Raw genomic sequence first — 6,797 nt, 5'->3', positions numbered from 1 at the left:
CTGGTCACCCAGGCGGTGGGGCCGCCGCGGCGGCGCCGCGGCGGCCACCACGCCGTGGGTGACCAGCGGCGCGGGCGCCTGCTCGGCGCTCCAGCCGGCAGCCTCGGCCACGAGGAGACCCACGACCGACGGCTCGCCGATCCCCGGGCCCGCGACGCCCTCCGGTCTCGGATCGCCGAACCCGGCGAGCTGGCGGGAGACCTCGGCGAACGAGCACAGCGGACCGCCGCGGGTCGGCGCCGGCCGCCGCCCCGCTCGCAGGTCCTCGACGATCGCCTGGGCGGAGTCGGGGTCGACCTGGTCGTAGAACTCGTAGTTCACCGTCATGACCGGTGCGTAGTCGCAGGCCGCGAGGCACTCGGCGTGCTCGAGGGTGATCGACCCGTCCGGCGTCGTCTCGTCATGGCCGACCCCGAGGAGCTTCGAGACCCGCTCGTAGACGTCCTCGCCACCGAGCAGCGCGCACGACAGGTTCGTGCAGACCGAGACGAGGTAGTCCCCGACCGGATGCCGCTTGTACATCGTGTAGAAGGTCGCCACCGCGCCGACCTCGGCCCGGGTGATGCCCAGCACGTCCGCGCAGAACGCGACGCCCTGCGCGGTCACGCACCCCTGCTCGGCCTGTACCAGGTGCAGCAGCGGGAGCAGGGCCGAACGGGATCGGCCGGCTGGGTACCTGGCGATGATCTCCTGCGCGGCCGCATGGGTCTCCGGCGAGAACGCCATCAACGATCAACTCCCCCGAGTACCGGGTCGACTGAGGCGACCCCGACGATCACGTCCGCCACCTGGCCGCCCTCGGTCAGCGCCGGGACGGCCTGCAGGTTGACGAAGCTTGGATCCCGCACGTGGACGCGGAAGGGTCTCGTGCCGCCGTCGCTGACCACGTGGTAGCCGAGCTCGCCGCGCGGCGACTCGATCTGGGTGTAGACCTGACCGGCCGGGACGCGGAATCCCTCGGTCACCAGCTTGAAGTGATGGATCAGGGCCTCCATCGAGGTCCCCATGATCTTCCGGATGTACGCGAGTGAGTTGCCCGTCCCGTCGGACCCGACAGAAAGCTGGGACGGCCAGGCGATCTTCTTGTCGGCGACCATGACCGGGCCGGGACGCAGCCGGTCCAGGCACTGCTCAACGATCTTGAGTGACTCGCCCATCTCCTCCAGCCGCACCAGGTAGCGGGCGAAGGAGTCGCCCTCCAGCGCGGTCGGCACGTCGAACTCGTAGGTTTCGTAGCCGCAGTAGGGCATGGTCTTGCGCAGGTCCCACGGCAGGCCCGCGGCGCGCAGCACCGGGCCCGTGGTCCCCAGCGCGATGCAGCCGGCCGCGTCGAGAACGTTGACGTCGACCATCCGGGCCTTCCAGACCGGCTGGCCGGTGAGCAGCGCGTGATACTCCCTGATCCGCTTCGGCATGTCGGCGAGGAACGCCCGGATGGCCCGCTCGGCGCCGTCGGGGAGATCCTGGGCGAGGCCCCCGGGCCGGATGTAGGCGTGGTTCATCCGCAGCCCGGTGATGAGCTCGAGCAGGTCGAGGACCTTCTCCCGCTCCCGGAAACCGAAGATCATGGCGGTGGTGGCGCCGAGCTCCATGCCGCCGGTCGCGAGCCACACCAGGTGCGAGGCGATCCGCTGGAGCTCCATCACCATCACCCGGATCACCGTGGCCCGCTCGGGTACCTGCTCGGTGATGCCCAGCAGCCTCTCCACCGACAGGCAGTAGGCCGCCTCGTTGAACAGCGGCGAGAGGTAGTCCGCCCGGGTGAGGAAGGTGACCGCCTGAGTCCAGGTGCGGTACTCACAGCTCTTCTCGATGCCGGTGTGCAGGTAGCCGATGACGAGGCGGGTCTCGGTGACCGTCTCGCCCTCGATCTCCAGGACCAGGCGGAGCACCCCGTGGGTCGACGGGTGCTGCGGCCCCATGTTGACGACGATCCGCTCGTTCTCCTCCTCGCCGACGCCGAGGATCTGCTCCCAGTCGCTGCCGGTGACGGTGTAGAGCCGCCCGTTCGCCGACTCAGTGAAGCCGGCCTCGTAGGCCGGATGCTCCCCGGGTCCGCCGACAGTCCCGGTCGGGCCCCCGACGCCGTTCGCGCCGTCGGGGGCCCCGGTGCCGTCGGGAGCCCCGGTGGTCAGATCGTCCGTGGTGGAGGAAGTCGACGTGTTGGTCGTCATAGCGAACCTCGGATGTCGCCTCGTGGGATGTCGCCTCGTGGGATATCGCCTTGGCGGTGCCGCCGGCCGGCCGGGGCCGGACGCGGGATCACGAGTAGCTCCGGCGCTCGTCCGGCGGCGGGATCGTGGCACCCTTGTAGTCGACGGGGATGCCCCCCAGCGGGTAGTCCTTGCGCTGCGGGTGCCCGATCCAGTCGTCCGGCATCATGATCCGGGTCAGGCCCGGATGACCCGTGTAGACGATGCCGAACATGTCGTAGGTCTCGCGCTCGTGCCAGTCCGCGGTGGGCCACACCGAGGTCAGGCTCGGCACGGTGGGATCGGCATCGGTGACGGACACCTCGACCCGGACCCGGCGACGGTGCGTCATCGAGGTCAGGTGGGCCACCGAGTGCAGGCGACGGCCGGTGACGTCGTCCGGGTAGTCCACGCCGGACAGCGAGGACAGCAGCTCGAACCGCAGGTCGGGGTCGTCGCACAGGGTCTGCCCGACGGCGACGAGGCTCTCCCGGCGCACGTGGACGGTCAGCTCCCCGCGGTCCACCACCACCCGTTCGACGGCGTCGCCGAGCTGGGGGAAGGCACGTTCGAGCGCGTCGTAGACGGCGTCGGCGTCGGCGTCACCGAACGGGCGGGCGGTGGAGCTCAGGACCGGAACGGGCGTCACGAGCCCGCCGAACCCGGAGGTGTCACCGCTGTCACCGGCGCCGAACGCGTCACGGCGCTGCCCACCCGGGCCGCCGGGCACGCCGGCGGCGCCCGGTACCAGGTCGGCGGAGGCTGTGCTCTCGTCGCTCACTGCCTAGCTCCCCCGATCCGGACCGTCGACATCGCCGATGCTCTCGGTGGTCGGACCGGGCCCATGCGCCCGGGCCTCGTCACTCGGCTTGGGGTCGACCGGTATCCGCTTGGCGCGCCCGAACACCGACGGCGGCGCGAGGGCCGCGGGGCGGCGAGTGTCCAGGGCGGGTTCGACCGCCCCGCTACCCGTCGGCGCCGGCGCCCCGGCCGGGATCGAGAAGCGCTTGCGGTCGTTCACCGAGAGGGTCCGGGTGTCGAACGCGCCCTCCGGCAGACCGGCCCGGGCCGTGGCCACCTCGATGGGTTTCGGATACGGCGAGGAGCCGATCTTCGTGTGCTCGATCCGGCCAGAGATCGGACCGGCGAGGATCTTCTCGTGCAGCTTGATGATGGCATCCATGAGCATCTCCGGCCGCGGTGGGCAGCCGGGGAGGTACATGTCGACCGGGACGATGTGGTCCACGCCCTGCACGATCGCGTAGTTGTTGAACATGCCGCCGCTGCTGGCGCAGACACCCATCGACAGCACCCACTTGGGCTCGGGCATCTGGTCGTAGATCTGCCGCAGCACCGGCGCCATCTTCTGACTCACCCGGCCGGCAACGATCATGAGATCGGCCTGACGCGGGCTGGCCCGGAAGACCTCCATGCCGAATCGGGACAGGTCGTAGCGGCCGGCTCCCGTCGACATCATCTCGATCGCGCAGCAGGCCAACCCGAAGGTCGCCGGCCACAGCGACGAGCGCCGTGACCAGTTGGCGAGCTTCTCGACGCTGGCGAGAAGCACACCGCCCGGCAGCTTCTCCTCTAGTCCCATTCCAGACCTCCACGCCGCCACTCGTAGGCGTACGCGACGAAAATGGTCGCCATGAACAACGCCATCGCGCCGAGACCGAATACCGCCAGACTGTCGAAGGCGACCGCCCAGGGGAAGAGGAAGATAATCTCGATGTCGAAGACGATGAAAAGCATCGCGGTGTTGTAGTACTTCACCGGGAAACGCTGCGGTCCGGCCGGGGCCGGGGAGGGTTCGATCCCGCACTCGTATGCGTCGATCTTCGCACGGTTGAACCGGCGCGGGCCGATCAGCGCACCGGCCGCGACCGAACCGACCGCGAACAGGGCCGCGATCACGAGCAGAACGAGGATCGGCACATAGTTCGAGAGCATGCCGAACTCCTCTCCTTCGAGAGTTTGTTACCGGACGTTGGGGTGAAACGGCTCGCCGGTGAACGGACCGCGAACGGTCCGGACTCGGTCCGCGGAACCAGTGGCCATTTCGGACACGTCAGGCCGCGGGAGCGAGCCGGGTCATCGCGTTGATCAGCCGGTCCATCGCATCCCCTCCCCGGGGGTCGGTGAGATTTGCCATGATCTTGAGAACGAAACGCATGAGGACCGGTCTCGGCAACCCGTAGCGGGTACCGAACGCCATAATCGTCGGATTGCCGATAAGCTGGACGAAGAACCGGCCCAGGGTGTAATAGCCCCCGTACCGGGCCCGCATGAGTTCCGGGTACTGGCCGAGTGCCCGCTCCCGCGCCGGACCATCCGGGCGGGCGAGGGCCTGCACGGCGATCTCGGCGGCGTACCGACCGGATTCGAGCGCGTAGGCGATGCCCTCGCCGTTGAAGGGATTCACCATCCCGCCCGCGTCACCGACCAGCAGCACGCCGTCGCGGTAATGGGGGGTCCGGTTGAAGCCCATCGGCAGGGCGCTGCCACGCACCGGGCCGATGGCGTTGTCCTCGGTGTATCCCCACTCCGGCGGCAATGCGGCGAGCCAGCGGCGCAACAGGTCCCGGTAGTCGGTGTTCTGGAAGGCGTCCGTGGTGTTCAGCAGGCCGAGGCCGACGTTGCTCGTGCCGTTACCGACCCCGAAGATCCAACCGTAGCCGGGCAGCAGCCGGCTCTCGCGCGGCTTGCCCTCCCACAGTTCCAGATGGGACTCGAGGAAGTCGTCGTGCGTGCGGAGGCTGCGGTAGTAGCGGCGGACCGCGACCCCGAGCGGCCGGTCCTCCCGGCGGCGGATACCGAGGGCGAGCGCGATGCGGGCGCTGTTACCGTCCGCCGCGACGACCAATGGCGCCCGGAACGTCACAGGTGCCCGGTCAGTGCCGGTCCTGGCGTGCACGCCGACGACCCGTCCGGTGCGCTCGTCGAGCAGCGGACCGGTCACGGCGGTCCCCTCGTGCAGCCGGGCACCAACCTTCACCGCGTGGCGGGCCAGCAGGTCGTCGAAGTCAAGCCGCGGACGGACCAGGCCGTAGTCGGGCCAGCTCGCCAGCTCCGGCCAGGGCAACTCCAGGCGGACGCCGCCGCCAATGATGCGAAGCCCCCGGTTACGGGCCCATCCGGCCACGGGCGAGGTGTCGACACCCATGTCCACGAGGCTGCGGACGGCCCGCGGGGTCAGCCCGTCGCCACAGACCTTCTCGCGGGGAAAGGTCGTCTTCTCCAGCAGGAGCACGTCGAGCCCGGCGCTGGCGAGATGGTAGGCGGCCGAGGAGCCACCCGGACCCGCGCCGACCACGATGACGTCGGCGTCGGCCTTCGACCGGCCGGCCGCACCATCAGCCCTTGTCGTCGCCATGGTCACGAATTGCTCCGGATCTGCTAGGCCACTCGTCCCGGGGGCGCCCCACCGGGGGCCCTCCACCTGTGTGCTCGTGAAATTCTTCACGAGCGTTCCCGGCGAGTGTAGGCCTTGCACAGGTCAATCGCACCAACCAGGATGCGGCGAAGAACGGACGGGTTGATTTCGTACACCCTATCGCTACCGTGAGCGATAGTTCGCGGCACCGGACGCCCGCCGCCGGGGCTCGGCGGCCGATCGCCATCGTGAGCGGCGGGTACAATCTTCGCCCGATCAGCCTGGATCAGCCCGGATCAGGCCAGCTCACCCGCCTGGTGTCGGTCCGCAACATTCGCCCGGAGCGTGAAGCGCAACGGAGAAACCACGAAGCCGGGCCCCACCGCCCACCGGTGGCCCATATTCGCCCCCGAGGTGGGATCAGCGCCCGTGCGGGGTAGTCCCTCCACAGGTCACCCGAAACGCGGTGGCTCGTCCGCGGTCACCGCCGGTGTCCCGACGACACGGACGCATCATCACCCGAACACCGTCACCCGAACATCATCACCCAAAGCAGCACGGACTGGGAACGAGAGAACGCGATGACCACCGCAGAGACCGTCGTCATCCCCACCCCCGACGGGCCCGCCCCGGCCACGCTCACCGAACCCGATGGTCCCGCACGCGGCGGCGTCGTCGTCCTCCACGAGGCGTTCGGCCTCACCGAGCACATCACCGATGTCTGCTCGAGGTTCGCGCGCGCGGGCTGGCGGGCCATCGCCCCCGACCTGTTCCACCGCGCGGGCTCGCCCGTCTTCGACTACGACGACCTCGCCTCCGCGGTGAAGATCCTCGGTGAGCTCAACGGCACCGACCTTCTCGCCGACATCGACGCCGCGCTGGTCATCCTCGCCGAGGAGGGCACCGCCATCGACCGCTGCGCCGTCGTGGGCTTCTGCGTCGGCGGGAGCATCGCCTTCCAGGCTGCGGTGGCCCGGCCGTTCGGCGCCGCGAGCACCTTCTACGGTGGCGGGATCACCATGCGCCGCTTCGGGGAACCCGCCCAGCTGGATCTCGCCGGCCGCCTGCAGGCACCGTGGCTCGGCCTGTACGGCGACCAGGATCCGAGCATCCTCGCTTCGGAGGTGGAGGACCTACGGGCGGCGACACGGAAGGCGTCCGTGCCCGCCGAGATCGTCCGTTACCCACAGGCCGGGCACGGCTTCCACAACGACGCCCGCGCCGGCGCC

The 6,797-nt window shown here is 69.8% G+C and carries 7 protein-coding genes; 1 reads left to right on the top strand and 6 read right to left on the bottom strand.

What is annotated here, in order from left to right; genetic code table 11:
* The 6 genes from nuoE to AC08ON_RS11690 form a co-directional block, all read right to left on the bottom strand.
* On the bottom strand, window positions 1-726 hold a 726-nt coding region (nuoE, locus tag AC08ON_RS11715), incomplete at its 3' end, for an NADH-quinone oxidoreductase subunit NuoE (protein WP_476616955.1).
* Window positions 726-2,174: an NADH-quinone oxidoreductase subunit D gene (locus AC08ON_RS11710; RefSeq protein ID WP_476606893.1), complete on the bottom strand. Its 1,449-nt coding sequence runs from the start codon at window positions 2,172-2,174 to the stop codon at window positions 726-728. The genes nuoE and AC08ON_RS11710, both read right to left, overlap by 1 nt.
* Window positions 2,175-2,262: 88 nt before the next feature.
* On the bottom strand, window positions 2,263-2,973 hold the full coding sequence (locus AC08ON_RS11705) for an NADH-quinone oxidoreductase subunit C (RefSeq protein ID WP_476606892.1): 711 nt from the start codon (window positions 2,971-2,973) through the stop codon (window positions 2,263-2,265).
* 3 nt (window positions 2,974-2,976) lie between these two features.
* Entirely contained in the window at window positions 2,977-3,792 is an 816-nt protein-coding gene (locus AC08ON_RS11700; protein ID WP_476606891.1) for a NuoB/complex I 20 kDa subunit family protein, read from the bottom strand.
* Window positions 3,783-4,145 carry an NADH-quinone oxidoreductase subunit A gene (locus tag AC08ON_RS11695; RefSeq protein WP_011434998.1) on the bottom strand — a complete coding sequence of 121 codons (363 nt, stop codon included), beginning with the start codon at window positions 4,143-4,145 and terminating at the stop codon, window positions 3,783-3,785. Before AC08ON_RS11695 ends, AC08ON_RS11700 begins: the two co-directional genes overlap by 10 nt.
* 118 nt (window positions 4,146-4,263) lie before the next feature.
* Window positions 4,264-5,568 carry a geranylgeranyl reductase family protein gene (locus AC08ON_RS11690; RefSeq protein WP_476606903.1) on the bottom strand — a complete coding sequence of 435 codons (1,305 nt, stop codon included), beginning with the start codon at window positions 5,566-5,568 and terminating at the stop codon, window positions 4,264-4,266.
* A 581-nt stretch (window positions 5,569-6,149) separates the two neighbouring features.
* Here AC08ON_RS11690 and AC08ON_RS11685 point away from each other — a divergent pair.
* Window positions 6,150-6,797 (top strand): dienelactone hydrolase family protein (locus AC08ON_RS11685; RefSeq protein ID WP_476616954.1); only part of this gene is annotated, 648 nt, incomplete at its 3' end.

Source organism: Frankia sp. CoWAU3 (assembly GCF_977971855.1).
The sequence above is the reverse complement of the archived record's forward strand: the minus strand, read 5'-3'. Positions and strand labels throughout refer to the sequence as shown.

What these genes read in the sequence shown, in the direction of transcription:
- AC08ON_RS11710 (WP_476606893.1), bottom strand. Translation starts at nt 2,174, where the DNA reads ATGACGACCAACACGTCGACTTCCTCCACCACGGACGATCTGACCACC.
- AC08ON_RS11700 (WP_476606891.1), bottom strand. Translation starts at nt 3,792, where the DNA reads ATGGGACTAGAGGAGAAGCTGCCGGGCGGTGTGCTTCTCGCCAGCGTC.
- AC08ON_RS11695 (WP_011434998.1), bottom strand. Translation starts at nt 4,145, where the DNA reads ATGCTCTCGAACTATGTGCCGATCCTCGTTCTGCTCGTGATCGCGGCC.
- AC08ON_RS11690 (WP_476606903.1), bottom strand. Translation starts at nt 5,568, where the DNA reads ATGGCGACGACAAGGGCTGATGGTGCGGCCGGCCGGTCGAAGGCCGAC.